The 24587-nt window shown below is 35.7% G+C and carries 25 protein-coding genes; 18 read left to right on the top strand and 7 right to left on the bottom strand.

Translation table 11 applies throughout. The features are described 5' to 3' along the window. From ACWGOQ_RS15430 to ACWGOQ_RS15410, 5 genes are read left to right on the top strand one after another with little or no spacing between them, the layout of a single operon-like run. Window positions 1-1311, top strand: a complete 1311-nt coding sequence (locus ACWGOQ_RS15430) for a polysaccharide deacetylase family protein (protein ID WP_452058751.1) — start codon at window positions 1-3, stop codon at window positions 1309-1311. Next, a complete protein-coding gene (locus tag ACWGOQ_RS15425; RefSeq protein WP_452058752.1) occupies window positions 1292-1981 on the top strand; it encodes a YjjG family noncanonical pyrimidine nucleotidase in 690 nt (229 codons plus the stop codon). Before ACWGOQ_RS15430 ends, ACWGOQ_RS15425 begins: the two co-directional genes overlap by 20 nt. Window positions 1982-2029: 48 nt before the next feature. Beyond that, a complete protein-coding gene (locus ACWGOQ_RS15420) occupies window positions 2030-2620 on the top strand; it encodes a hypothetical protein (protein ID WP_452058753.1) in 591 nt (196 codons plus the stop codon). Next, window positions 2617-4005 carry a DUF5723 family protein gene (locus ACWGOQ_RS15415; protein ID WP_452058754.1) on the top strand — a complete coding sequence of 463 codons (1389 nt, stop codon included), beginning with the start codon at window positions 2617-2619 and terminating at the stop codon, window positions 4003-4005. Before ACWGOQ_RS15420 ends, ACWGOQ_RS15415 begins: the two co-directional genes overlap by 4 nt. After that, window positions 4005-4844: a hypothetical protein gene (locus ACWGOQ_RS15410; RefSeq protein WP_452058755.1), complete on the top strand. Its 840-nt coding sequence runs from the start codon at window positions 4005-4007 to the stop codon at window positions 4842-4844. The genes ACWGOQ_RS15415 and ACWGOQ_RS15410 overlap by 1 nt, the downstream gene beginning before the upstream one ends. A 2-nt stretch (window positions 4845-4846) precedes the next feature. On the opposite strand, the gene ACWGOQ_RS15405 is transcribed toward ACWGOQ_RS15410, so the two are convergent. Continuing rightward, on the bottom strand, window positions 4847-6124 hold the full coding sequence (locus tag ACWGOQ_RS15405) for a replication-associated recombination protein A (protein ID WP_452058756.1): 1278 nt from the start codon (window positions 6122-6124) through the stop codon (window positions 4847-4849). Window positions 6125-6283: 159 nt separating this feature from the next. On the opposite strand from ACWGOQ_RS15405, the gene ACWGOQ_RS15400 reads away from it, so the two are divergent. Beyond that, a complete protein-coding gene (locus tag ACWGOQ_RS15400; protein WP_452058757.1) occupies window positions 6284-7024 on the top strand; it encodes a rhomboid family intramembrane serine protease in 741 nt (246 codons plus the stop codon). Between the two features lie 18 nt (window positions 7025-7042). Here ACWGOQ_RS15400 and rlmB read toward each other — a convergent pair whose 3' ends face one another. From rlmB to ACWGOQ_RS15370, 6 genes are all read right to left on the bottom strand, one after another. Beyond that, window positions 7043-7777 (bottom strand): 23S rRNA (guanosine(2251)-2'-O)-methyltransferase RlmB, encoded by a 735-nt coding sequence (rlmB, locus tag ACWGOQ_RS15395; protein ID WP_452058758.1) that lies wholly within the window; start codon window positions 7775-7777, stop codon window positions 7043-7045. A gap of 89 nt (window positions 7778-7866) precedes the next feature. Beyond that, the gene (locus ACWGOQ_RS15390; RefSeq protein WP_452058759.1) at window positions 7867-8727 is read right to left on the bottom strand and encodes a hypothetical protein; all 861 of its coding nucleotides are present in this window, start codon (window positions 8725-8727) and stop codon (window positions 7867-7869) included. Window positions 8728-8739: 12 nt separating this feature from the next. Further along, complete coding sequence (locus ACWGOQ_RS15385) at window positions 8740-9633, bottom strand: hypothetical protein (protein ID WP_452058760.1); 894 nt, start codon at window positions 9631-9633, stop codon at window positions 8740-8742. Between the two features lie 12 nt (window positions 9634-9645). Then, window positions 9646-11370 (bottom strand): SusD/RagB family nutrient-binding outer membrane lipoprotein, encoded by a 1725-nt coding sequence (locus tag ACWGOQ_RS15380; RefSeq protein ID WP_452058761.1) that lies wholly within the window; start codon window positions 11368-11370, stop codon window positions 9646-9648. Window positions 11371-11384: 14 nt separating this feature from the next. Next, window positions 11385-14564, bottom strand: coding sequence for a SusC/RagA family TonB-linked outer membrane protein (locus ACWGOQ_RS15375; protein WP_452058762.1), 3180 nt, complete (start codon window positions 14562-14564; stop codon window positions 11385-11387). 404 nt (window positions 14565-14968) lie between these two features. After that, window positions 14969-16588 carry a POTRA domain-containing protein gene (locus ACWGOQ_RS15370; protein WP_452058763.1) on the bottom strand — a complete coding sequence of 540 codons (1620 nt, stop codon included), beginning with the start codon at window positions 16586-16588 and terminating at the stop codon, window positions 14969-14971. Window positions 16589-16846: 258 nt separating this feature from the next. Between ACWGOQ_RS15370 and rpsL the strand changes: the two genes are divergently transcribed. The 12 genes from rpsL to rplP all read left to right on the top strand — a co-directional run bounded on the left by rpsL (window position 16847) and on the right by rplP (window position 24578). Then, window positions 16847-17221, top strand: coding sequence for a 30S ribosomal protein S12 (rpsL, locus tag ACWGOQ_RS15365; RefSeq protein WP_367590913.1), 375 nt, complete (start codon window positions 16847-16849; stop codon window positions 17219-17221). 22 nt (window positions 17222-17243) lie between these two features. After that, window positions 17244-17720, top strand: coding sequence for a 30S ribosomal protein S7 (rpsG, locus tag ACWGOQ_RS15360; RefSeq protein ID WP_452058764.1), 477 nt, complete (start codon window positions 17244-17246; stop codon window positions 17718-17720). A gap of 12 nt (window positions 17721-17732) precedes the next feature. Beyond that, entirely contained in the window at window positions 17733-19859 is a 2127-nt protein-coding gene (fusA, locus tag ACWGOQ_RS15355) for an elongation factor G (RefSeq protein WP_452058765.1), read from the top strand. 10 nt (window positions 19860-19869) lie between these two features. After that, entirely contained in the window at window positions 19870-20175 is a 306-nt protein-coding gene (gene rpsJ / locus ACWGOQ_RS15350) for a 30S ribosomal protein S10 (RefSeq protein ID WP_010181931.1), read from the top strand. Between the two features lie 149 nt (window positions 20176-20324). Beyond that, a complete protein-coding gene (gene rplC, locus ACWGOQ_RS15345) occupies window positions 20325-20942 on the top strand; it encodes a 50S ribosomal protein L3 (RefSeq protein ID WP_452058766.1) in 618 nt (205 codons plus the stop codon). Then, window positions 20942-21571, top strand: coding sequence for a 50S ribosomal protein L4 (gene rplD / locus ACWGOQ_RS15340; RefSeq protein ID WP_452058767.1), 630 nt, complete (start codon window positions 20942-20944; stop codon window positions 21569-21571). The genes rplC and rplD overlap by 1 nt, the downstream gene beginning before the upstream one ends. Before the next feature lie 5 nt (window positions 21572-21576). Further along, on the top strand, window positions 21577-21867 hold the full coding sequence (gene rplW, locus ACWGOQ_RS15335; protein WP_452058768.1) for a 50S ribosomal protein L23: 291 nt from the start codon (window positions 21577-21579) through the stop codon (window positions 21865-21867). A 9-nt stretch (window positions 21868-21876) separates the two neighbouring features. After that, on the top strand, window positions 21877-22701 hold the full coding sequence (gene rplB / locus ACWGOQ_RS15330; protein WP_452058769.1) for a 50S ribosomal protein L2: 825 nt from the start codon (window positions 21877-21879) through the stop codon (window positions 22699-22701). 6 nt (window positions 22702-22707) lie between these two features. Next, window positions 22708-22986 (top strand): 30S ribosomal protein S19, encoded by a 279-nt coding sequence (gene rpsS / locus ACWGOQ_RS15325; protein ID WP_027392549.1) that lies wholly within the window; start codon window positions 22708-22710, stop codon window positions 22984-22986. A gap of 8 nt (window positions 22987-22994) precedes the next feature. Beyond that, a complete protein-coding gene (rplV, locus tag ACWGOQ_RS15320; protein ID WP_452058770.1) occupies window positions 22995-23402 on the top strand; it encodes a 50S ribosomal protein L22 in 408 nt (135 codons plus the stop codon). 10 nt (window positions 23403-23412) lie between these two features. After that, window positions 23413-24138 carry a 30S ribosomal protein S3 gene (rpsC, locus tag ACWGOQ_RS15315; protein WP_452058771.1) on the top strand — a complete coding sequence of 242 codons (726 nt, stop codon included), beginning with the start codon at window positions 23413-23415 and terminating at the stop codon, window positions 24136-24138. Window positions 24139-24158: 20 nt separating this feature from the next. Beyond that, window positions 24159-24578, top strand: coding sequence for a 50S ribosomal protein L16 (gene rplP / locus ACWGOQ_RS15310; protein ID WP_452058772.1), 420 nt, complete (start codon window positions 24159-24161; stop codon window positions 24576-24578). Window positions 24579-24587 lie beyond the last annotated feature (9 nt).

Raw genomic sequence — 24587 nt, 5'->3', positions numbered from 1 at the left:
ATGTTATTAGTTCACGTTCAAAAAATAACTCCCAGAGTATCTTATACATTTAAGCACATCTGCAAGAGAATATTGGGATTAGAGATCGATTTTTCTTCTAAAATAGAATCTTTTATTGCTCATGATGGTCCCAAACTATCCTATGGAAAACAACCATTGGGAAAGGAACTCTATTTTCAAAGTGTTGATTTGCTTTTTGAACACGGCTTTAATGAGGTAGATATTCAAGTATTGCCTTGGGACGATACGCAATGTTTTTTTCAGGTTAAACATCCTAATAAGGCGTTGCCATTTGATATTTTTGCAGCTTCTTTTTATTTATTGACTAGATATGAAGAATATCTACCCCATGTAAAGGATGTACTTGGCAGATTTGCCGCCACAGAAAGTATAGCTTATCAGAATGACTTTTTGCAGGAACCGGTCGTAGATATTTGGGCACTTAAGTTTAAGAATGTTTTACAGGAAAAATATCCGGATATACTATTTCAGGAAAGAAAGTTTAGTGTACTTCCAATTTTGTATGTAAATCAAACTTTTGCCTATTGGCAAAAAGGAATATTAAGATCTTTGGGTGGAGCTTTTCGTGATCTTTGGCAACTAAAAATTAATGAGTTCACAGATCGAATAAAGGTGTTGCTAGGCATCAAAAAGGATCCATACAATACTTTTGATTTTATTATTAATTTACAAAAGAATAATGCTCGAAAGTGTATTTTGTTTTTTGGTTTGGGCGATTATACGAATTATGAAAAAAACATCAATCATAACAATCCTGAACATAGAGAAGTAATTAAACACGCTTCAGATTATATTGATGTCGGACTTAAAGTATCGTACGAAGCGATCGCTGATCTAACGATATTAAAAACAGAAAAAACAAGAATAGAGCATATTGTTAATAGGCAATTACGATATGCATTATGTGCTTTTTACAAGTTGAAACTACCCGAAGCTTATAGAAACTTTATTGAATTAGAAATTAGTGAAGACTTTTCTATGGGGTATCCTAGACATGCCGGTTTTAGAGCAGGAACGTGCACGCCCTTTATGTTTTATGATCTGGACTATGAGGTACAAACACCTTTAGTGATACATTCTTTTTGTTGTACACCCAAAAGTTTTGAAAATGCAGAGAATGAATATGCCGTAAAGAAAGAGGTACAGGTGTACATCGAAAAAATTAAAAAAGTAAACGGATTGTTTATCCCTGTTTTTAATAATGGATTATTTGGGGAACTTAGTGAACAAACCTACTGGAAATCCATACTAGAATTTATTTGGAACACTAATGAAAATAGAAAAAGTTAACCATATATTTTTTGATTTAGATCATACACTGTGGGATTTTGACAGAAACTCTGCCTTGGCATTTCAGCTTATGTTCGATAAATTCGAAATTCGAATTGCTATCGATGAGTTTTTATCAGTGTATCAACCTATTAATTTACGATATTGGAAATTGTATCGGGAAGAACAGGTAAGTAAGACCGAACTGCGCAGAGGACGACTTATAGAAGCCTTTGACGTATTGGGAAAACAATTGCCATTAGAAGTGATAGATGCTTTATCAGATGATTATATTAATTTCTTACCATTAAATAATTATTTAATCAGCGGTGCAATAGAATTATTAGAATATTTAATGCCAAAATATCACATGCACATTATTACTAATGGCTTTAAGGAAGTACAGCATACAAAACTTTCTAATGCTAGAATCAACCATTATTTTAAAACAGTTACCAATAGTGAAGAGGTTGGTGTTAAAAAACCAAACCCTATTATTTTTGAGCATGCGTTAGAAGTTTCGGGGGCCGATATTGACAGAAGTTTAATGATTGGAGACAACTATGAAGCTGATATTATGGGGGCTGAAGCGTTAGGTATCAAAGCAATATGTTATAATTACCATCAAGAGGATTTACCAAAAGAGGTTATACAGGTTGCTACTTTAAATCAGATAAAAAGATACATTTAGTAATAAATATTTGTATATTTTCGTTATCAGTAAAACAACTCTCCCCAGATGAAAACAAAAAAAACGTATGCATTGTTGCTATTTGTAGGCGCAATTTTGATAACAATTTCTTGTGTTAAAGAGCTGGATTTTGAGCAACTCGATGAGGTGGTTCTAACACCTGTCTTTGAAGCGGATTTTATTTATTCAGAATTTAACGTAGTAGATTATATTCTCGAAGGAACTCCTCCAAATACAGAATTTATGATTCCTCCCGAAGTTTTACGGGATACTATAAACTATGATTTGGTCGGGACGGATTTTGCTATCGATAATTTAGATAGGGTAGAGTTGACAATAGAAGTACGTAATACAATAGAAAGGTCATTTACACTTCAGTTTCAGTTCTTAACAGAATCAGAGCAACCTATAGGGCAAGTATATAGTGTTCCTGTTCGAGCAGGTCGAGGAGACGGCACACAACCTGTGGTGTCATTTTCTGACCCTGATCCGATCATATTGGATAATGTAACGTTAAATCAATTAGCTTCTGCTCAAAAAATAGCTACCGAGATTGTTGCCCCAACTCTAAATTCTGATCTAAGGGGAATGTTACAAATAAGATCAAAAGCCAGTTATTATGTAAATTATCAACTATGAGAATTCTATTATGCCTTTACCTTGGTTTATTGGGATCCTCATTATATTCTCAGAATAAAGAAACCTTATACGATTTTACAGATTTGCCTCAATCTTTAATGCTTAATCCAGGAGCAGAGGTTGATTTTAAGTATCATATAGGAGTACCCTTTTTATCTCAGATACATTTTAATGTTGGCTTTAGAGGCGCTTCGATTTATGATGTTTTTGCCGATGATGGCAGTAATATCAATGACAAGATAGAAAACACGATAAATAAACTAACCAGTAATGATTTCTTTACACTTACCCAACAGTTAGATCTTATCAATTTTGGCTGGCGAAGTAAAAAATATAATGATTTATACTACTCGGCGGGATTGTATCAGGAGTTGGACTTAATTGTGTACTTTCCAAAAGATTTTGCCGTATTGGCATACCAAGGTAATCAGGATTTTATCAATATTCCGTTTCGGTTTTCTAACGTAAGTGCTACAGGAGAATTACTTACAGTCTTTCATTTGGGTTACAATAAAAAAGTAAATAATAAACTTACTTTTGGAGCTAGAGCGAAATTATATTCCAGTATTTTTAATTTCAGAAGTACAAAAAACAGCGGGACTTTTACAACTATAGAAACTCCCCAAGGAAATAATATTTATCAACACGTAATTAGTAACGCAGATGTAAGTGCACAAACTGCAGGATATGCTTCTTTACGCGACATTGAATCTGAGGATAATTCTGATGGAGCTAGTCAGGTATTTAATAAATTTCTTGGAAGAGCATTTCTTGGCGGTAATTTAGGAATTGGAGTAGATGTGGGTTTTAGTTATAAAATAGAGGATCAGTGGACATTTACCGGAAGCATGACTGATTTGGGTATGATTTTTTATACTAAAGATGTGGAAACATACAGGGCAAGAGGAAGTTTTGTTTTCGAAGGGCTTGAAACTCCCATAACAGAGGATAACGGTCAGGATGTTTTGGATGAATTGGAAGAGGCAATACCTATTGACACACTAAACACTAGTTATGCTGCTTTGCGTCCGCTTAAACTCAATAGTTCCATTAAATATTCGTTTAATCGATACGATGATGGCAGCTGTAATTGTGCAAATCCTCCTTATCAAGACGCATTCGGTTTGCAGGTTTTTACACAATTTAGACCTAAAAGACCTCAATATGCAGCATCGCTATTTTATTATAAGAGATTGTCTCATTTGTTAAGAGGAAAAATAACTTATACTGTCGATGTGTATTCTTATAAAAATATAGGTTTTTTATTATCTACCCATATTGACAAAATTAATTTCTATATTTCGGCAAATAATCTTTTAGAATATTCTAATCTAGCAGATGCCAGAGGTGCATCAATTCAGTTAGGATTTAATGTAATAATGTGATGGATATAACACGTGTTTTATTTTTAGGGCTTGCTTTTTTATTGATATCAAATGTTTCTGCACAGAATGATGTGAATGACTATAAGTATGTCATTGTGCCAGAAGGGTATGTTTTTTTGAAAGAAAATGATGATTATCAATTGAATTCTTTGACTAAATTTTTGTTCAATAAATATGGATTTGAGGCATTTATGCAGGGCGAAAAATTACCAGAAGACCTAAAGACAAATGGTTGTAGGGGATTAAGAGCCGACGTGAAAAAAAATTCAAGTTTACTAAAGACAAAATTAATTGTGAGTTTAGTAGACTGTAATGGAACTACTATTTTTAGTTCTAGAGAAGGGACCAGTAGAGAAAAAGAATTTAAAAAATCTTACCACGAGGCTCTTAGAGATGCTTTTAAAGATGTTAAATTACTTAAGTATAGGTATAATGGCAAAAGTGAAGGAACTTTACAAAAAGAAGCTAAACCAGTCCCTAATACCGTGGTAGTAGCCACTCCATCTGTAAGTACAACAGATACTCCAATTACTAATAATCGTACGAATGAAAAGCAGGCTGCAAATACGATGTTAGAAGCAAAAAACATTTCTTTCTCATTTAAAGAAGAAACTTATTTTTTTGAAAATATGCCTTATGGTTTTGAAATAAAACAAAAGAAAGATAAAGCCTTTATTTCGATCGGAAAAGTTTTTAAGTCTAGCAGAAAGAATGATTTTATCCTGCAGGCAGGTGATTTAAGTGGGAGCGGTTATTTTGATTCTTATGGAAACTTTATTCTTGACAGAATCAATCCTGTAACGAATAAAGTGATAACAGATACTTTTGCCCGGCAATAATATTAATATCCGTACTTATCACCCCAACGGGATTTTAGAAAGGCTCTTAATGAATTTTCACGCTGATTGTTACCTGGTTCATAAAACTTCGTGTTTTCTAGGGTTTTAGGAAGAAACTCTTGGTTAACAAAATTATTGCTGTGGTCGTGTGCATATTTATAATCTTCGCCGTAACCTAATTCTTTCATCAGTTTGGTTGGTGCATTTCTAATATGTAATGGCACTGATAAGTCCCCTGTTTGTTTTACTAACTGTTGCGCTTTGTTGATAGCCATATAAGAAGCGTTACTCTTTGGAGAAGTAGCCAGATATACTGCACATTGACTTAAAATAATTCTAGCCTCAGGATATCCTACAGTAGTAACGGCCTGAAAAGTGTTGTTTGCCATGATTAATGCAGTTGGATTGGCATTACCAATATCCTCAGATGCTAAGATAATCAATCTGCGTGCTAAGAACTTTAAGTCTTCTCCTCCCTCGATCATTCTGGCCAGCCAATATACGGATGCATTAGGATCGCTTCCTCTAACAGATTTAATAAATGCTGAAATGATATCATAATGTTGCTCTCCTGTTTTATCGTATCGAACTGTGTTCTGTTGCACCAGTTTTAAAACAAGTTCATTAGTAATGATAACTGTATCCTGATCCTGACTGGAAACGATTAATTCGAAAATATTTAATAGTTTTCTAGCGTCTCCACCACTTAATCTAAGTAAAGCTTCTGTTTCTTTTAAATTTATATCCTTTGCAACTAAATATTCATCTTGTCTCATCGCTCTGTCCAACAAAGCTTCCAGTTCTTTTTTTCCAAAAGGATTAAGAACATATACCTGACAGCGTGATAACAATGCTGGAATTACTTCAAAGCTTGGGTTTTCGGTGGTGGCTCCGATCAAAGTAATCCACCCTTTTTCTACGGCCCCAAGTAAAGAATCTTGTTGGGATTTGCTAAAACGATGAATTTCATCAATAAATAAAATAGGATTTTTTGCCGTAAATAATCCACCACTTTGCTTGGCCTTGTCGATTACTTCCCGCACTTCTTTCACACCACTATTAATGGCGCTTAATGTATAAAAAGGTCTACCAGACTGGTTTGCTATAATATTGGCTAACGTAGTTTTGCCAACTCCCGGCGGTCCCCAAAGTATCAAAGAAGGAATAATTCCTTTTTTTATTTGTTTGGTTAGCGAACCATCATCACCAATCAAGTGCTCTTGACTTAGATACTCTTCTAAGGATTTAGGACGAATTCTTTCTGCCAGCGGTTTGTTCATATTTGCAAAGGTATAAAAAGAGTGGGGTAGTAGTATGTGTAATAATGATTAACTTTATCCTATTTTCTACAAGTAGTTGTAGGTGTTAAAGTAATCGGATTACTGACAATTTAGCGGTGTTTGGTGTTTGGATGGTTTTTTGATTTATGAAAGATACTTATGGACAGAGATAATCATTTTCGATTTAGTACTGGAGTTATAGGGTATCCATTATTATTTGTGTTGTTAATATGGATAACTTTTTGGTTTGAAATTCGCTTTGGTTTTGATTTTAATAACTTTGGGATATACCCAAGAACTTTGAAAGGATTTAGAGGAGTGTTTTTTTCTCCCTTTATTCACGGAGATTTATCACATTTATGGCATAACACGCTTCCATTATTAATTTTATCCATTTCATTATTCTTCTTTTATCCAAAAAACTCGTGGAAAGTATTGTTTTTAGGTATGCTCTTTACCGGAATTTTAACTTGGTTTTTGGGGAGGCCAGCAAATCATATTGGAGCCAGTGGTGTGATTTATATGTTATTTGGGTTTTTATTTTTTAAAGGAATTGTAGCAAAACATTTTAGGTTAATTGCAGTATCCTTTGTTGTTGTTTTTATTTATGGAAGTATGATATGGTATACCTTACCTGTAGATCCTAAAATTTCATGGGAAGGTCACTTGTCTGGGCTTTTAGTTGGTGTGTTTTTAGCTTTTATCATAAAAAAAGGTATTGTTCAACCAAAAAGATATTATTGGGAATCTTCGGATTATAATCCTGAAGAAGATGAGTTTTTAAAACATTTTGATGAAAATGGCAACTTCATAGAAAGATTACCAGAAGAAGAATTGAACGATGACATGGAAGTAATTTATGAGTACAAGTGCAAAGAAGACATTGAAAACAAGGAGTAAATGTTTTTAATCTCTTCATTATAACCTTTGTCGAATTGATTCGTATAGAAACACACCACATGCAACCGAAACGTTAAGAGATCCTATTTTTCCGTACATAGGCAATTTAGCCATATGATCCGCAATTTTTAAGACAGAATTAGATATCCCTTTGCCTTCACTACCCATTACTATGGCAGTGGGATTGGTGAGATTTATATCATAAATAGGAGAAGAAGCTTTTTCTGTTGCCGCTATTATTTGGATACCTGAAGCTTGTAAATAAAACATAGCATCTTTGATATGGTCTACTTTGCAAATCGGAACTTTAAAAATAGCACCGGCTGAAGTTTTTACAGTATCAGCACTCACAGGTGCTCCACCTTTTTTTTGGATAATAATTCCATCTACACCAGTACATTCTGCAGTTCGTATAATAGCACCAAAATTACGTACATCTGATAACTGGTCAAGAATTAGAAATAGAGGAACTTTGCCCGACTCAGTAACCTGTATTACTAAGTTTTCTAAATCGTAGAAGTCGATAGGGGCAATATGTGCAACAACACCTTGATGGTTTTTACGAGTAAGCCGATGTAGCTTTTCTACTGGCACATATGAATAATTTAAATTCTTTTTTTTAAGTAAGCTCATCAATTCCTGAGCTAACTCACCTTGTAGACCTTTTTGAATAAAGAGTTTGTCTATTGTTTTTCCAGAGTTGATCGCTTCAATAACTACTCTAATCCCAAAAATTTGTGATTCATTTTTCATAGAAAACAAAGATATATATTAAAAAACAATCCCGATGCTTCAGCATCGGGATTGTCAAATTATTGTCTAATATCGTTTTACACTTTGGTCTACAGACCAGCGATATTTATATAACTAGTAACACCAGTTTCTACATTTGTTGATTTCTCAAAAGTAGCAATAGGAATACGAGTACTAGATGGAGAACCAGCCGGTAACGTTCCACTTACTACCTCCAATACACCATTAGGAAGTGTCATTAGCACATTATAATCAATAGGTTCTGTTGGAGAAGCTGAAAAAATAGTAGCGTAAATATCATAAATCCCATCTGCTCTACCAGAGGTTTGAAATAAATCACTTTCAAATCTAGAACCAGTACCTGAACTTTCAAAGATAGCCGTAAAATCTCTATCGATTACATCCATATCTAAGTCGTTAGCTCCGGGATTATCCCAATCAAATAAGATATTCAAACCACCTGCAGCAGGAAGTGTATCAGGATATATTCCTAAACTAAGAGCATTAGAAGAAATGGTATATGTCGTATCAGGAATCAATTCGTCTAATAAGATACCAATTAGCGATATTTCAACAGCATCTGCTGCACCATCAATACTATCACCGTCGATAACATTGTCATCTGGAGATAAGGTAACAAAACCAGTACCTACTGTAGACCCTGCCTCCACAACTGCTGTACCTGTTGTAGAGTTGCCATTATCAAAAATAGCTCTTGCCGTAACAGTAGCATCAGATGAAAACGACTGCGGAAGTGTAACTGTAAAATCTACTCTGTTTCCTTCTCCAGTAACTGTAACGTCTGAAGCAATAGTAGCTTCTAAATTTATAACCTCTTTATTAAGAGGATCACCAATTCCTGCAGATATTGGATCATCGTCTTCACAAGCAGTAAATAAAAGACCAAAAACTGCTATTATCGATATATATTTTAATTTGTTTAATTTCATAGTTCCAAATTTTTATAATTTTTGTGCTTCAAATGGTATAGATCCAAAAGTAAATCTCGCTCCGGTTGCTATTTGTTCGATGGAAGTATCTACTGTTGTAGTGATAGTTCCAACACAAGAAAAGAAGAAACCACTTTCCGTTTCGATTGTCGTTGGTTTAAATCCATTGTTACCAGTGTCTGCCGTATCAAAAGCATCTTGTTCTTCGATAGTAATTTCACCACTGGCAGGATTTATCTGAATAACAATATCAAAAGGTTCTCCAGTTGATGGGTCAAATGAATTGTACGGATTTTGCATCACTACAGTATTAGGCTCATCACCTTCAACTATTTCAAATGTGTTTCCACCATTACAAAATGTAAGACCACAGGAAACTAATTGATAGGTTCCAAGTGCTTCAGCAACTGAAAATGGACAAGAAACAAAAGTTTGCAATCTGTATGCTTGTCTTTGACCAGTTTCAGCTAATATATCAGGACCTAAGTTGCTTTCCACAACAATACTACCATCAATAGCAGTTGTTTTTCCTGAAAAATCAAAACGATCTCCAGGTAAAATATCTGTGATATTCAAACCAAGAGCAGCTGCAATTTCAGGAGCTCCTATTTGAAAATCAGCAGGAAATGATGTAGCTGTAAAAATTGGAACGAACTCAGAGGCAACACCTCCACTTACTCTTCTTACCTGAAATTCATGACTAGCTACGTTATCTGTTGGAGCTTTTAAAGTACCTCCATAAGTAGATGTTTCTATAGCTGTAACATCAATAACCGGATTTTCAATATCAACTAGCACAAATGCTCCATTGACCTGTTCTCCTAATGGAGACTTTTCATTGTCTTCACAGTTTGTCAGGGTTGTACAAACCAGACAAACTAAAAGTATTTTAAATATATTTTTCATCGATATAATTTTTTAGTTAATGAATCCTGCTGGATTTGTATCCCAGAATATCTGCTCAGTACGGTCTTTCTGAACCGCGTTACTATTATTGTTGATATAGTTCGCTGGGTATAATGCACTTCTGTAGTAAGCACCAGGACTAGGATCCAAAGTTGGCTGATAGTTACTTGGAAAACCAGTTCTTCTGTATGCATTGTATATTTCCAAACCATTACCAAAGGCAGCAATCTGATATTCTTTCATTAAAATATCTAGTTTTTCACTTGGTCCTGCTGCATCGAATGCAGTAAGAACAACGGTTATATAGGCATTAACATCGGTTTGTGTAGCAGCAAATGGACTAGCAGCAGTATTAGGGTCAAAGTTTAATACTTTGGTCATAGATTCACTAATTCCACTTGCTAAGAAAGTTCTTGCATCGCCAATAGTTCCTAATTCTAGTTGTGCCTCGGCCTTAATAAAGTCCACATAAGATGATAATAAGATAGGGGTGATACCTTTTCCTAAAAGACCATCTTCACCTTCATTTTGAATACTACCTGCATCATCTATATCAAATGAACCACCTACCGGATAAACTCCGTAAACTGTTCTTTTTTCAGTATCTGGTGGAATACCTCCGTTATCTCCGTGATCTCTACCCCAATATCCTCTACCTGCATCTGCTACACAAAATGGCATTCCGATAGAAATATCATAAATAGAAGTTTCTGTTCCATAGTGTCCAGGAGCAGATTGCACGATACATCCTAGTGTAAAAATGTCTTCATTATTTGCATTACTATCTTGACGATAGAAATAGTATCGTAGACGAGGATCATCTCCTTCATCTTTTTCGTCAATCATCGCCCACATTAGATAGTTGGACATATATCCCACAGCATCAGCTTCATAATATCTATTATATCCAGGATGTCTTGAGTTAGGGTTTAATCTAGTATTTCCATAATTAAACTGCCAATCTTCAGCTGGAGTATCAATTAAATCATTTTCTATCAACAAAGAATTGATAGCGGAAGTTACATCAACACCAATGGCAGAACCATTTTTTCTAACGTTATTATAGATTTTTAATTTCAACGATTTTGCAGCAGTAATCCAATTGTCTTGTAAAGCAACATCAGTAGATCCGTCAGTGGTGTTATTTAGTGCGAAATACATATCATCACTAGGAAGCACGGTTGTTTCAGTTCCCAAAATTGAGATTGCTTCATCTAACTCTGCAAGAGCAGCTTGGTAGATAGATGCCTGATCATCAACTCCAGGGTTTTGGTTTCCATTACCTTGCAAAGCTTCTGAAAATGGTACATCTCCAAATAAATCAACAAGAGTTACCATTACGTATGCTTTCATAACCTTAGAAGCACCAAGTTGATAAGTTAACCCTTGCTCTATGGCAATTGGCTCTAAGGCTTGAACGTCGTTTAAAACTCCTGCGTATGCAGATGTCCATATTGCATTAAAGCTAATAGGAGCAAATGCATTGGCATATTGGTTTCCTCCTGTCATCGCAAATGATCGTGTTACCTGAGAGGTAAAAGACGCGTCTCCCGCAGCATTCTGAACAAAATTATTGAATCCTAATTGGATGCCGTTAAATAATTGGTCTGGATCTAACTGATCTTGAGTCACATCCGTTGGGTCTTGTAGAAGATCTAGTTCGGTCGTCTCACAGGAGATAAGTCCTAGAAGAACGAACATAGATAATATAATTGATTTTAAATGTTTATTTTTCATTTCCTTTTGTTTTTTTAGAATGTAAGGTTTAAGCTAAATCCATATCTCTTTGCAGTAGGACCAGTCAAATAATCAAAACCTTGTCCATTACCAACACCTAAACTTGTCACTTCAGGATCAAAATTTAATCCATCAGGGAAGTTTATAGCTTTATACCACATATTTTGTCCTATAATTCTTACAGATAAGCTTCCGAATGGAGTTTGCTCTAAGAATTTTTTCGGGAAGCTATAACTTAAAGAAACTTCACGTAATCTTATAGTTGATGCATCGTATACTGCTTGCTCATCAATTACAAAGCCCGAATTATTAAACCCGTAATCTGTAGCAGCAATCTGTGTAGTATTAGGAGCACCAGTGGCTGTTACACCTGGTAAGATAAATGTTTGAGTTCTATCAAAATCGGTATCTGTAGTTAAACCTCTAGATAATAATGCTGAAGCAGTTGTAGAAAAGATATCGCCACCGTGCGTATATTCTACCTGAGCAGCTAACGAGAAGTTCTTGTAAGAAAATTCGTTTATCACAGTAGTTCTCCAATCTGCATTAGGATCACCAATAATTTTTAGATCATTATCAGCTAGATAGTTTCCATCAGAACCAACAATAAAATTCCCATTAGCATCTCTAGCAATAGAACTACCTACGATTACACCATAAGCTTCTCCCGAGATAGCAGCATTCCCCTGATTACCAAAACCAGCAAATACTTCAATACTCCCAGGTTCTCCACCATTGTCTTCAACGATATTTTCATTAATAGTGTATTGTCCAGAAATGTCCCATCTAAATCCGTTTTCATCCTTAGGTCGTATTGGGTTTAGATTAAACCCTACCTCGATACCTTCATTTGATACTTCTCCGATATTGTCGGCAGTTAAAGTATATCCGGTTGATGGATCTAACTGTCTTGTTTGAAGAATAAGATCTTCAGATACTTTTCTGTACACAGATAAATCAAATCCAACTCTATTATCGAATAATTTTGTTTCTAAACCTGCTTCTAATTCTGTAATAAGCTCTGGTTTTAAGTTCGGATTTCCAAGAGTGTTAGAAATACCTAATGTATTGGTAGTTCCTCCAGTTGGACTATCAAACACATTTGTTCCACTGGCAAGACCAACAATGGTCGAATAAGCTGCAGGGAAACCTGCTGATGAACCATACCCTAATCTTAATTTTAAATAGTTGATAGCTTTGCTACCTCTCAGACTTTCGAAAGCAGCTGTTGGAACAAATGACAAACTAGCTGATGGATAAAAGATCGATCTATTCTCAGAAGGTAACGAAGAGAACCAGTCATTTCTTCCCTGAAGATTTAAATATAAGTAATCTTCATATCCAAAAATAAAACTTGCATATGCACCTACAATATTAAATTCATTAAAACCTGTCTGTCCTGTTTGCTCCTCAAAATTTTGATGAGTAAATAGCCCATAAATATTTTGTTGCGTACTATTTATGAAAGTGAACTCTGTTCTTTCTTGTCTAGGGTTTAAACCTAAAGTACCATTGATGTTGAAACTATCAGAAATATTTTTGTCAAAATTCAAACTTAACGTATGATCCCAAACAGTGCTTTCTAGATTCAATGTATTAAGGTTACCACCAATTACTTGCTGCCCACCTTTATTAGCTCTTCTTTCATTCTTTTGATTGTAACCATCAATAGTAACTCTATAAGAAAGATTTAACCAATCATTTACTTGGTAAGTGGTCGATATGTTACCAAAGAATCTTCTAATATTTTCTTCGTCCTCAATGTTGTTAAGTGTCCATAATGGGTTTTGAATATCATCACCTGCACGATAAAACACAGAAGAGTTATCTAAGGGGTTTTCAAATGGAAGCCCAAACAAATCTATACTTCTTGGTGTGTATAAAACGTTCGCAAACAACGAAGCTCCAGAAGGGTTACTACCAAATCCAACAGCGGTTGGAGGTACTAAACGATCTGTTCTAACATAGTTCATCGATGTGCTGATACTTAACTTATTTGATAACTTAAGAGATCCACCAAGACTGAAGTTAATTCTTCGATATTCATTGGTCTCAACAAACCCTTGGTCATCTGTATGACCAAATGATACATTAATATTTCCTTTCTCACCAGATGATGTAGCTGAAACAGTATTTGTTATAACGGACCCTGTTTTGAAGAATCTCTCTACACTATCATAAGCTCTATAATCATATCTTGCACCTTGAAATTCAGGAAATGCTGTAGCTAAAGCCTCTCTGTCATATGGATGTGGTACTGTTCCATCAGCAGCTATACCTTGTTGTCCTCTTACATTAAAGTTAGGTCCCCAGTTACTAAATGCTTGTGAATAGTTTTGATAAAAACCATTACCATAACTATCTTGATAATCAGGTAAATTGGCAATTTCATTAGCAAAATATGAAGTATTAACAGATACTTCAAACTTTTTGTTAGCATCCGTGTCTGATCCAGTTTTTGTCGTAATTAATACCACACCATTTCTACCAGCCTGTCCGTATAGTGTTGTTGCACTTAAACCTTTCAGTACAGAGATTTCCTTGATGTTATTTGGATCAATATCAAGAAAACGACTGGAAGCAGATGCACCACCTTGTACAAAGTTGGATGTGTTATTGGTTGCCGAGTTAAATGGGATACCATCAACTACGAATAGCGGTTGGTTACTTCCATTAATTGAGGAATATCCTCTAATAATGATGTTAGTACCTGAACCCGAAAGACCCGAAGTCTGTTGAATATTAACCCCAGGAGCTTTTCCTGTAAGTGCTCTAACAACATCAGTTTGGGGTTTTGATGAGATGTCATCGGAGGAAATAGTTGCCACAGCATAACCAAGAGCCTTTTTCTCTCTTCGTATCCCCTGCGCAGTTACTACTACCTCTTCTAATGTAGCAGCATCCTCAGAAAGCTGCACATTAATACTGCTTCCATCTCCAATTACAACCTCTTTTGTTGTAAAACCAAGATAACTGAAAGAAAGTACCGCTCCTTTATTTGCATTAATGGTATAGTTACCATCAAAATCAGATTGTGTACCCTTACTAGTACCTTTTATAACGATATTTACTCCTGGTAACGGTAGCCCACTGTTGTCGGTCACATTACCTGAGATCGTCTTTTCTTGTGCAAACGTTAGTTGCACCACAAACGCCAGCAATAGCGTTAGAATTCCTCTAAACTTTGTTCTCATTTTATAATTTATTTGAATTAGCCAATGCCAAAAATCATAATAATATCTTAATTAAACAACTTTTATTTAGTTAAAAATTAAATTATTGTTCAGTTCACGTTAATATAGTGTGAAATCCAACTATAACGTTATAGTGCTAAGTTTGAGCCTTTTTAGGTGGGCATTTAAACGGGCTTTTGGAGGTGGGTGGTTTTTTTGAGTAGCGCGTATAGTCTTTTGTGATTAACAGTAAATCTTTTGTTTTGAGGCTGTTAGTAGTGCGTGGTTTTGGTTTAATAATTTATGCTCATTTAAATTTCTTGAAAAACACCATAACTTTAAGTTGTAAGCTTGGCGTTAACAAATTGTCCAAATTTGAGAGGTTTGGGTTTAATTTTTTTAAAAATAATACTTCTCAAAGAGTGTTAAAATATTGCATTAAGGCTAATATGCACCTTTGTATTAGAGAATTTAAAGTTAGAACTGCTACTTTTTCCATTTGCAAAGATAATTCTGAACAGTCCTGTTTTTGTGAGAAGTCCCAACCCAAATCCAAAACTAGTTAGGTTGTCAGATAATTCTAGGCTTTCATCCTCAAAATAGGAATAATCAATTATTGAATGGATATATAGGTTTGATGAAAGTAAATATTGATATTCTGTGTTTAGTGTGTTAAACAACGAAGCATTAATGCTATTTTCTTCAAAACCTCGAATTGAATTAATGCCTCCAAATCTAAATAGCTCATTGGTTAATAAGTTCTCCGAAAATATTGCGGCTCCTTCGTTTTTTAAGAAAATAGAGTTTCTTTGGTTTAACTCGAATCTGTAGCTCACATCAATAATCCCTCGTACTTGATTGATATTTTCTAAACTGGTTTTTCTTGTGCCAAACTCTGCCGTGATTATGTATTTGTTTTTAATGGGGAAAAGGCTGTTGTTTTGTCGTTTAGTATGTTGGAAACTGGTTTGAAAAAAGGAAGATGAGTAGTCAGCAATATTCAGGCCTGGTTGTGGGGTGTCAAGTAAGTTGTCAGAAGCGGTTGCCTTGTAACCTAAAGATAGGTTGTTTTTATCGTTGATAAGGTAATTTAGGTTTGCACGTTGTTCTGTGACTAAAAAAGAGGAATCTTTCTTAAAGATATCTAGACCTGCTTCAAGCCCAATAGGGGTTTTAAGTATATACGGTAATGATATATTCGTTTGAAATCTCTGTTGTTCGTTTCCGTCGCTTTTATAAATTAAATTGAGCTTTTCTCCAAAATTCAGGTTGTTAATGAGGTTCAGATTTAGATATCCATTAAGTTCTAGGTTGCCTGATTCGGTATCTGAAGAAAAACCCAGAAATCCATCAAAGGTATTAGCAGATCTTTTTTCTAAGTAAAGATATACTTTAGTGGAATCCTTTTCAAATAAAACTTCAGGAGCTTTGATGTTTTTAGCAAAACCTAGATTGTCAATTTTTTCAGATTTTTCTATGATTTCATATTTGTTGAAGGTTCTTCCTTTTTGTATTCTAGTATTGTATCTAAGATAAGAGTGCGGGAATTTTTCATACCCTTTAATTATAATATCGTCTATTGTTCTGATTTTGCTTTTTGAGCTAATCAGTTTTGCGGATATACCGTTTTTGTTTTTTTGTATTCCTGTAAGCGATAAATTGCTAAAGGTGTTTCCTTTACTTACTAGGTTATCTGTAAGAAATTGCAGGGTTTCTTCTATTTTTTCAAAAGGGATTGAGAATTGGTTTTCCGTAACATTGGATGATATTTGATTTAAAGTTTTTTTGGGGATTACCTTTTGGGTGTAAAAAATAGTGAGCCCATTGTATTTTTTGTTGAGTTCTAAAACGGCCGTGAACAAGGAATCTGATGTTTTTTCGAGTTCTAACAACCTAATATCCAGGTGTCCTAATCTTAAAAGTTTTTTTTGAGTAGTTTCTATCTCAGTTTTTATGTCGATAAAGTTCTTAAAAATCGTTTTATAGCCAATGCTATCTATTTTTGAGGATTCAATAGTGTCCTTGCCTTTAATCAATAGTTTCAATGTTGTGTTTTGTGCATTACAAAATGAATGTATACATATATTAAGGAGAAGAATATAGAATAAAGATGTTTTCAATTCAATTTTTAATAGTGCTAAAATAACGCAAAATAGAAGGATTTCGCATAGTTAAGTAATATCATTTTAAATCTATTTGAAAATTAATCCCTTAGGATTTGAATTGCTCGAAAATATTTCTACCTTTGCAGCCCTCATAAAAGAGGTAATTTAAAATTATTTTAATATAGTGTAAAGCAAATTATGCCAACAATTTCACAATTAGTAAGAAAAGGTAGAACCAAAATAACTAAGAAGAGTAAATCGGCTGCTTTAGATTCATGTCCGCAACGCCGCGGTGTTTGTACGCGTGTTTATACGACTACACCAAAAAAACCAAATTCAGCTATGCGTAAAGTAGCTCGTGTTAGGTTAACAAATGGTAAGGAAGTTAACGCATACATCGGAGGCGAAGGTCATAACCTACAAGAGCACTCGATAGTATTAGTTAGAGGTGGAAGGGTAAAAGATTTACCAGGAGTTAGGTATCACATTGTTCGTGGAGCTTTAGACACCGCAGGTGTAGAAGGAAGAACGCAACGTAGATCTAAGTATGGTGCAAAACGCCCTAAGAAGTAATTAAAAACTTTAAGAAGAAGACATGAGAAAAAGAAAGGCTAAAAAAAGACCTATTTTGCCGGATCCACGTTTTAACGATCAGTTAGTGACGCGTTTTGTAAATATGATGATGTGGGACGGAAAGAAATCGGTTGCTTTCAGAATTTTCTATGATGCGATAGATATCGTAGAAGAGAAAAAACAAAACGAAGAAAAAACTGCTTTGGAGATGTGGAAAGATGCGTTATCTAACGTTATGCCACACGTAGAGGTAAGAAGCCGTCGTGTTGGAGGGGCTACCTTCCAAATTCCTAATCCAATTAGACCTGATCGAAAGATATCTACTGCTATGAAGTGGTTGATTAGTTTCTCACGTAAAAGAAACGAGAAGTCTATGGCTCAAAAACTTGCTGCAGAGATTATTGCAGCTGAAAAAGAAGAAGGAGCTGCGGTTAAGAAAAGAGTTGATACTCATAAGATGGCAGAAGCAAATAAAGCATTCTCACACTTTAGATTTTAATCACGTACAGAAATGGCTAGAGATTTAAAATATACAAGAAATATTGGTATTGCTGCGCATATTGACGCAGGAAAAACTACGACAACTGAGCGTATTTTATATTATACGGGAGTTAGTCACAAGATAGGTGAGGTGCATGATGGTGCTGCTACAATGGACTGGATGGAGCAAGAGCAGGAAAGAGGTATTACAATTACTTCTGCTGCTACAACTTGTACTTGGAAGTTTCCAATGGAAAACGCAAAACCATTGCCAGATACTAAGGATTATCATTTTAATATTATTGATACTCCGGGTCACGTTGATTTTACGGTAGAAGTAAACCGTTCTTTGCGTGTTTTGGATGGTTTGGTATTCTTATTTAGTGCTGTAGATGGTGTTGAGCCACAATCAGAAACGAACTGGAGACTTGCGGATAATTATAAGGTGCCACGTATCGGTTTTGTTAATAAAATGGATCGTCAGGGGTCTAACTTTATGGCAGTATGTCAGCAAGTAAAAGACATGTTGGGGTCCAATGCGGTTCCTATTGTGTTGAACATTGGTGATGAGGCTGATTTTAAAGGGATTGTTGATTTAGTGAAGAATCGTGCTATTGTTTGGCACGATGAGACTCAAGGAGCAACTTTTGATGTGGTAGATATTCCAGAAGATTTAAAAGAAGAGGCTAAAATTTTACGTGGTAAGCTTATTGAAGAGGTTGCTGCTTATGATGAGAATCTTTTAGAAAAATATATGGAAGACGAAGATTCAATTACAGAAGACGAGGTGCATTCGGCACTGAGAGCTGCTGTAATGGATATGAGTATCATTCCTATGATTTGTGGTTCTGCGTTTAAGAATAAAGGAGTTCAGTTCCTGTTGGATGCAGTATGCCGTTATTTGCCTTCTCCAACGGATAAAGATGGTATCGTAGGGATTAATCCTAATACAGATAAAGAAGAATTACGTAAGCCTGATGTAAAAGAGCCGTTTGCTGCTTTAGCATTTAAGATTGCAACAGATCCTTTTGTAGGACGTTTAGCATTTTTCCGTGCGTATTCTGGTCGCTTAGATGCGGGTTCGTATATATTAAACAACCGTTCCGGTAAAAAAGAGCGTATTTCTCGTATATATCAAATGCACTCGAATAAGCAGAATGCTATTGATCATATAGAAGCAGGTGATATTGGAGCAGCTGTTGGTTTTAAAGATATTAAAACTGGTGATACCATGTCTGATGAAAAGCATCCAATTGTGTTAGAATCTATGGATTTTCCAGATCCGGTAATCGGTATTGCTGTAGAGCCAAAAACAAAAGCAGATGTAGATAAATTGGGTATGTCTTTAGCAAAATTAGCTGAAGAAGATCCAACATTTACTGTAAGAACAGATGAGGCTTCTGGTCAAACTATTATCTCAGGTATGGGTGAACTACACTTGGATATTATTGTGGATCGTCTTAGAAGAGAATTTAAAGTTGAAGTAAATCAAGGTCAGCCACAAGTAGAGTATAAAGAAGCTATTACTCAGGCTGCAGATCATAGAGAGGTTTATAAAAAACAATCCGGTGGTCGTGGTAAGTTTGCAGATATTGTATTTACTATCGAACCAGCTGATGAAGGTGTAGAAGGTCTTCAGTTTGAATCTATCATTAAAGGAGGTAACGTTCCTAAAGAATTTATCCCTTCTGTAGAGAAGGGTTTCAAAACAGCTATGCAGAATGGTCCTTTAGCAGGATATGAGGTTGATTCAATGAAGGTGACCTTAAAGGATGGTTCTTATCACGATGTGGATTCAGATCAATTATCATTTGAGTTGGCTGCCAAACTAGGATTTAAGAATTCTGCAAAAGCTGCAAAAGCTGTGATAATGGAGCCTATTATGAAATTAGAAGTTATTACTCCAGAAGAAAATATGGGGGATATCGTAGGGGATCTTAATAGACGTAGAGGACAAGTAAGTGATATGGGTGATAGAGCTGGAGCAAAAACAGTGAAAGCTACTGTACCACTTTCAGAAATGTTTGGTTACGTTACTACGTTAAGAACATTGTCTTCAGGTAGAGCAACATCTACTATGGAATTTTCTCACTATGCAGAAACTCCTTCGAATATTTCAGAAGAAGTAATTGCAGCAGCAAAAGGAGTTAACGCTTAATTTTACAGAAATGAGTCAAAAAATTAGAATAAAACTAAAATCTTACGATCATAACTTGGTGGATAAGTCTGCAGAGAAGATTGTTAAGACCGTTAAGAGCACTGGGGCTGTGGTTACAGGTCCAATCCCTTTACCAACACATAAGAAGATTTTTACGGTATTGCGTTCACCGCACGTCAACAAAAAATCTAGAGAGCAATTTCAATTAAGTTCTTATAAAAGACTTTTGGATATTTATAGCTCATCTTCGAAGACAATCGATGCGTTAATGAAGCTTGAATTGCCAAGTGGAGTAGAGGTTGAAATCAAGGTGTGATAACGCTTTTGAGTAAAAAGATCTTACGATAAATGTCCCGAGCTGCGAGCAAGGGAAAAACGGAAAAAAAATACATTCAGGGTTGAAGTGTTTTTGACCCTGTTTTTTTACAAAAAAATAATAAGTATACTAATTAATAATTAATAAATATGTCTGGGTTAATAGGAAAAAAGATCGGCATGACCAGCATCTTTGACGAGAATGGAAAGAATATTCCATGTACAGTTATCGAAGCTGGACCGTGTGTGGTTACCCAAGTCAGAACTGAAGAGGTTGATGGTTATGAAGCTATTCAGCTAGGTTTCGATGACAAAGCAGACAAAAATGCTACTAAAGCGGCGCTAGGTCACTTTAAGAAGGCAGGAACTGTTGCTAAACGTGAAGCTGTCGAATTCCAAGGTTTTGATGAGGAGTACAAGTTAGGTGATACAATAACGGTAGAGCACTTCGCAGAGGGAGAGTTTGTTGATGTATCGGGAACCTCTAAAGGTAAAGGTTTTCAGGGAGTTGTAAAAAGACACGGTTTCGGTGGTGTTGGACAAGCAACTCACGGTCAGCATAACCGTTTGAGAGCTCCTGGTTCCATTGGAGCTGCATCCTATCCTGCGAGAGTATTCAAAGGAATGCGTATGGCAGGAAGAATGGGTGGAGATAAAGTAAAAGTTCAAAACTTAAGAGTGTTAAAAGTAGTTACTGAAAAGAACTTACTTGTTGTGAAGGGATGTGTTCCTGGACATAAAAACGCTTACGTAACGATTCAGAAGTAATGAAAGTAACAGTAATCGATATTAACGGAAAAGAAACAGGAAGAAAGGTAGACCTTTCAGATGCTGTTTTTGGTATAGAACCAAACGATCATGCTGTGTACTTAGATGTGAAGCAGTATTTGGCAAACCAACGTCAAGGAACTCACAAAGCTAAGGAGCGAGCAGAGATTGTAGGTAGTACAAGAAAGATTAAGAAGCAAAAAGGAACTGGTACAGCGAGAGCGGGTAGTATAAAATCACCTATCTTTAAAGGTGGTGGTAGAATATTTGGCCCGAGACCACGTAACTATTCATTTAAATTAAATAAAAATTTAAAAAGATTAGCGCGTAAATCTGCACTAAGTATTAAAGCTAGTGACAAGGCAATTACGGTTATAGAAGACTTTACATTTGATACAATTAAAACTAAGAATTTTACTGCAGTTTTAAAGTCTTTAGGACTGGAGGATAAAAAATCTTTATTTGTGTTGGGAGAGTCAAATAAAAACGTATATTTGTCGTCACGCAATTTGAAAAGCTCTGAAGTTATAACTTCTTCAGAATTAAGTACTTATAAGATACTTAATGCTAAAAACGTTGTGATTTTAGAAAGTTCTTTGAAAGGAATTGAAATGAATTTAAGTAAATAGAAGCCATGAGTATCTTAATAAAACCTATTATTACGGAAAAGGCTACTGCAGATAGTGAGGTATATAACCGCTATGGTTTTGTAGTAGATAAAAAAGCGAATAAGGTAGAGATCAAAAAAGCAGTAGAAGCTGCTTATGGAGTATCTGTTACTAAAGTTCGAACTATTAATGTCCGTCCAGACCGTAAGACACGTTATACAAAAACGGGTGTGGTCACTGGTAAAACAAAAGCTATTAAAAAAGCTATTGTACAGGTGGCGGAAGGTGAAGTAATTGATTTATATAGTAATCTTTAAGACTAAGAAATGTCAGTAAGAAAATTGAAACCAATTACCCCAGGTCAGCGTTTTAGAGTAGTTAATGGGTTTGATGCCATAACTACTGATAAGCCGGAGAAGAGTTTATTGGCTCCGAAAAAAAGATCTGGAGGTAGAAACAATCAAGGAAAAATGACCATGCGCTACAAAGGTGGAGGTCATAAAAAAAGGTATCGTATTATTGATTTTAAACGAGATAAGCAAGGAATTCCTGCTACCGTGGCTACAATAGAATATGATCCAAACAGAACTGCGTTTATAGCCCTGCTAAATTACCAAGATGGTGAAAAGCGTTACGTGATCGCTCAAAATGGTCTACAAGTTGGTCAGAACATCGTTTCTGGAAGCAATGTGGCTCCAGAAATTGGAAACGCAATGCCGCTTAGTGATATCCCTTTAGGTACCATTATATCTTGTATAGAATTACGTCCTGGTCAAGGTGCTGTTATGGCACGTAGTGCTGGTTCGTTTGCTCAGCTGATGGCTCGTGATGGTAAATTTGCTACTGTAAAATTACCTTCTGGAGAAGTCAGATTAGTGTTGGCAAATTGTATAGCAACTGTTGGAGCTGTTTCGAATAGTGATCATCAGTTGGTTGTAGGTGGTAAGGCTGGTAGAGGAAGATGGTTAGGTCGTCGCCCACGCACCAGACCAGTTGCAATGAACCCTGTTGATCACCCAATGGGTGGTGGAGAAGGACGTTCTTCTGGAGGTCACCCACGTTCTAGAAAAGGTGTTCCTGCTAAAGGATATAGAACCCGTTCTAAGACAAAAGCGAGTAATAAGTATATTGTAGAACGTAGAAAGAAATAATAAGATATGGCACGTTCATTAAAAAAAGGACCTTACATTCACTATAAGTTAGAGAAGAAAGTAGCTGCGAATGTAGAGGCTAACAAAAAGACTGTGATAAAGACTTGGTCAAGAGCATCAATGATATCTCCGGATTTTGTCGGTCAAACGATTGCAGTACATAATGGTCGCCAGTTCGTTCCTGTATATATTACAGAAAACATGGTGGGTCATAAATTAGGAGAATTTTCGCCAACACGTTCTTTTAGAGGGCACGCTGGTGCTAAAAATAAAGGTAAAAAATAATTTAAGCTATGGGAGTTCGTAAAAGAGAAATGGCAGAAAAAATTAAGGAAGAGAAAAAGCAAATTGCTTTTGCCAAGCTTAATAACTGTCCTACTTCACCTCGCAAAATGCGCTTAGTAGCAGATTTAGTTCGTGGTGAAAAAGTTGAAAGAGCGCTTCATATTCTTAGATTTAACCCTAAAGAAGCATCGCGTCGTCTAGAAAAATTATTGCTTTCGGCAATAACGAACTGGCAAGCGAAAAATGAAGACGTCAGCATCGAAGATGCAGATCTTTTTGTAAAAGAGATTCGTGTAGATGGAGGAAGTATGTTAAAAAGACTACGTCCTGCTCCACAAGGTCGCGCACACAGAATAAGAAAACGCTCTAATCACGTTACAATTGTGGTTGCAGCAAAAAATAATACACAAAGCTAATATAAATAGTATGGGACAGAAGACAAATCCAATCGGAAATCGCCTAGGTATCATTAGAGGATGGGAATCCAATTGGTACGGAGGTAATGACTACGGTGATAAGCTTGCCGAAGACGATAAGATTAGAAAGTACATACACGCACGTTTATCAAAAGCTAGTGTATCCAGAGTAATTATTGAGCGTACGCTTAAACTTGTAACCGTTACTATCACTACTGCTAGACCTGGTATTATTATTGGAAAAGGTGGTCAAGAGGTAGACAAGTTAAAAGAAGAGCTTAAGAAAATTACTGATAAAGAAGTTCAGATTAACATCTTTGAAATCAAAAGACCAGAGCTTGATGCATTTTTAGTTGGATCTAGTGTTGCAAGACAAATAGAGAGTCGTATCTCATATCGTCGTGCAATCAAGATGGCTATTGCGGCTGCGATGAGAATGAATGCAGAAGGTATCAAAATTCAGATTTCTGGACGCTTAAATGGTGCTGAAATGGCGCGTTCAGAGTCTTATAAAGATGGTCGTATTCCTTTATCAACATTTAGAGCTGACATAGATTATGCTTTGGTTGAGGCACATACTACTTATGGTAGACTTGGTGTTAAAGTATGGATTATGAAAGGCGAAGTATATGGTAAGAGAGAGCTTTCTCCTTTAGTTGGTCTTTCTAAGAAACAAGGAAAAGGAGGCGATAGAGCCGGACGAGGTGGAAATAATAAATCACGTCGTAGAAAGTAATTTTTTAAAGTAAATTAACAATGTTACAGCCTAAAAGAACAAAATTCCGCAAGCAACAAAAGGGTCGTATGAAAGGTATTTCTCAAAGAGGATATACGCTTTCTAATGGAACCTTCGGAATTAAATCATTAGATTCAAGTTTTGTTACTGCTAGACAAATAGAAGCAGCACGTATTTCTGCAACTCGTTACATGAAAAGAGAAGGTTCTCTGTGGATTAAAATTTTCCCGGACAAACCGATAACAAAAAAGCCTCTTGAAGTACGTATGGGTAAAGGTAAAGGTGCGGTAGAATATTGGGCAGCAGTGGTGAAACCAGGAAGAATCTTATTTGAGATAAGTGGTGTGCCTTATGATGTAGCTAAAGAAGCATTGCGCTTAGCTGCACAAAAGTTACCCGTCAAAACTAAGTTTATTGTATCAAGAACCTATCAAGGTTAAAATTCAAAA

It is taken from the genome of Aquimarina ulvae (assembly GCF_053613295.3).
Note: the sequence above shows the minus strand (reverse complement) of the source record. Positions and strands in the feature narration are given on the sequence as shown.

Excerpts from the sequence above, each read along its gene's own strand:
- ACWGOQ_RS15430 (WP_452058751.1), top strand. The coding sequence starts at position 1 with ATGTTATTAGTTCACGTTCAAAAAATAACTCCCAGAGTATCTTATACA.
- ACWGOQ_RS15425 (WP_452058752.1), top strand. The coding sequence starts at position 1,292 with ATGAAAATAGAAAAAGTTAACCATATATTTTTTGATTTAGATCATACA.
- ACWGOQ_RS15420 (WP_452058753.1), top strand. The coding sequence starts at position 2,030 with ATGAAAACAAAAAAAACGTATGCATTGTTGCTATTTGTAGGCGCAATT.
- ACWGOQ_RS15415 (WP_452058754.1), top strand. The coding sequence starts at position 2,617 with ATGAGAATTCTATTATGCCTTTACCTTGGTTTATTGGGATCCTCATTA.
- ACWGOQ_RS15410 (WP_452058755.1), top strand. The coding sequence starts at position 4,005 with ATGGATATAACACGTGTTTTATTTTTAGGGCTTGCTTTTTTATTGATA.
- ACWGOQ_RS15405 (WP_452058756.1), bottom strand. The coding sequence starts at position 6,124 with ATGAACAAACCGCTGGCAGAAAGAATTCGTCCTAAATCCTTAGAAGAG.
- ACWGOQ_RS15400 (WP_452058757.1), top strand. The coding sequence starts at position 6,284 with ATGGACAGAGATAATCATTTTCGATTTAGTACTGGAGTTATAGGGTAT.
- rlmB (WP_452058758.1), bottom strand. The coding sequence starts at position 7,777 with ATGAAAAATGAATCACAAATTTTTGGGATTAGAGTAGTTATTGAAGCG.
- ACWGOQ_RS15390 (WP_452058759.1), bottom strand. The coding sequence starts at position 8,727 with ATGAAATTAAACAAATTAAAATATATATCGATAATAGCAGTTTTTGGT.
- ACWGOQ_RS15385 (WP_452058760.1), bottom strand. The coding sequence starts at position 9,633 with ATGAAAAATATATTTAAAATACTTTTAGTTTGTCTGGTTTGTACAACC.
- ACWGOQ_RS15380 (WP_452058761.1), bottom strand. The coding sequence starts at position 11,370 with ATGAAAAATAAACATTTAAAATCAATTATATTATCTATGTTCGTTCTT.
- ACWGOQ_RS15375 (WP_452058762.1), bottom strand. The coding sequence starts at position 14,564 with ATGAGAACAAAGTTTAGAGGAATTCTAACGCTATTGCTGGCGTTTGTG.
- rpsL (WP_367590913.1), top strand. The coding sequence starts at position 16,847 with ATGCCAACAATTTCACAATTAGTAAGAAAAGGTAGAACCAAAATAACT.
- rpsG (WP_452058764.1), top strand. The coding sequence starts at position 17,244 with ATGAGAAAAAGAAAGGCTAAAAAAAGACCTATTTTGCCGGATCCACGT.
- fusA (WP_452058765.1), top strand. The coding sequence starts at position 17,733 with ATGGCTAGAGATTTAAAATATACAAGAAATATTGGTATTGCTGCGCAT.
- rpsJ (WP_010181931.1), top strand. The coding sequence starts at position 19,870 with ATGAGTCAAAAAATTAGAATAAAACTAAAATCTTACGATCATAACTTG.
- rplC (WP_452058766.1), top strand. The coding sequence starts at position 20,325 with ATGTCTGGGTTAATAGGAAAAAAGATCGGCATGACCAGCATCTTTGAC.
- rplD (WP_452058767.1), top strand. The coding sequence starts at position 20,942 with ATGAAAGTAACAGTAATCGATATTAACGGAAAAGAAACAGGAAGAAAG.
- rplW (WP_452058768.1), top strand. The coding sequence starts at position 21,577 with ATGAGTATCTTAATAAAACCTATTATTACGGAAAAGGCTACTGCAGAT.
- rplB (WP_452058769.1), top strand. The coding sequence starts at position 21,877 with ATGTCAGTAAGAAAATTGAAACCAATTACCCCAGGTCAGCGTTTTAGA.
- rpsS (WP_027392549.1), top strand. The coding sequence starts at position 22,708 with ATGGCACGTTCATTAAAAAAAGGACCTTACATTCACTATAAGTTAGAG.
- rplV (WP_452058770.1), top strand. The coding sequence starts at position 22,995 with ATGGGAGTTCGTAAAAGAGAAATGGCAGAAAAAATTAAGGAAGAGAAA.
- rpsC (WP_452058771.1), top strand. The coding sequence starts at position 23,413 with ATGGGACAGAAGACAAATCCAATCGGAAATCGCCTAGGTATCATTAGA.
- rplP (WP_452058772.1), top strand. The coding sequence starts at position 24,159 with ATGTTACAGCCTAAAAGAACAAAATTCCGCAAGCAACAAAAGGGTCGT.